Annotated in this window: 1 protein-coding gene; it reads left to right on the top strand. The window is 43.9% G+C overall.

The window, feature by feature from the left end; all coding sequences use genetic code 11:
- The coding region (locus A3729_RS32495) for a flagellar protein FilC (protein WP_068633508.1) at nt 1-894 on the top strand (894 nt) is incomplete at its 5' end.
- Nucleotides 895-1,120: the final 226 nt, after the last annotated feature.

The raw sequence follows: 1,120 nt of genomic DNA on the forward strand, positions 1-1,120 counted from the left end.
TCAGATGATGAGGACTCTACCAAGCAATTGGAAGAGGTTTTCCAGGCGGCTGAGAAAAACTATTCCTTGCTCAAAGCGGGTGGAAAGTCTTTAAGCTATTCTCTGGATTACTCTTATATCTCTGATTCGAGAATTGCCTTGGATGTTCAGAATGGCGTGGTTAGAAATCTGGACGTAAACCCCTCTGGAACACATTCCTTTACAAACTCCTTTAGCTTTGACTACGGAGTTCTGAATAACCTTACTCTAAATGCCCGGATACCTTTATCTTCACGCTACGATACTCAGAACTCACTATCTGCAACGGAGTGGGGGGATGTGAGTTTCGGTTTGCGTTGGCAGCCTTTTGCTTATGTACCAGGTAAGGCGACAGTCACCCTAAGTACTACCTTAAGTACTAAAACAGGTGTCAGTCCTTATGAAATTAACCCTAATGAGCGCTTGTCTACGGGTAGTGGTACTTACTCTGTTTCAACGGGTTTAAGTGTATCGAAGGTATTGGACCCAGTTGTATTGTTTGGCTCGCTGAGTTCCAGCTACTCCTTTGAGCAAAGTGGTTTGAACCAACCTCGAGGCGGGAATCTCCTCAAGACTGTTCACCAAGGGCAGAGCTATTCTTTCTCAGGGGGCTTTTCTTACTCTCTTTCTTATGACACCTCTTTAAGTATATCGACCCAGGTTGGTTATAGTACTGAAACTAAATTAACTTTCGTTGGTTCGGGGACGGCAGTTTCGCCTGACTCGGTGAGTGGTTCGATGAACTTCTCACTGGGTATTCGTGTTGACCCTAAGACGATTACAAACGTTAGCTTTGGCTTTGGGCTTACTGAAGATGCGTCTGACTTAAGTATGGGGATCTCTTATCCAATTAATATAGGTGCTTTCAACTGGTAATCATGTGTCAGGAGTAAGGTGATGACTGCTTTGCTCTCGAGCGCACTTGTTTAATCTTTAGAATAGTAATGGGAAAAGGAATTAATTGGTGAAATCATTGCATTGGAAAGTAAAGAAACTGCTGGTGGTCGTATTGATTGCTACGTTTGCTTTCCCTCCCCAAGTTGTAGCTCAGCTAGCGAACGGCATTACGATTGATACTAAGGCTCTTTCCTTGGGTAATGCG

It is taken from the genome of Oleiphilus sp. HI0043 (assembly GCF_001634935.1).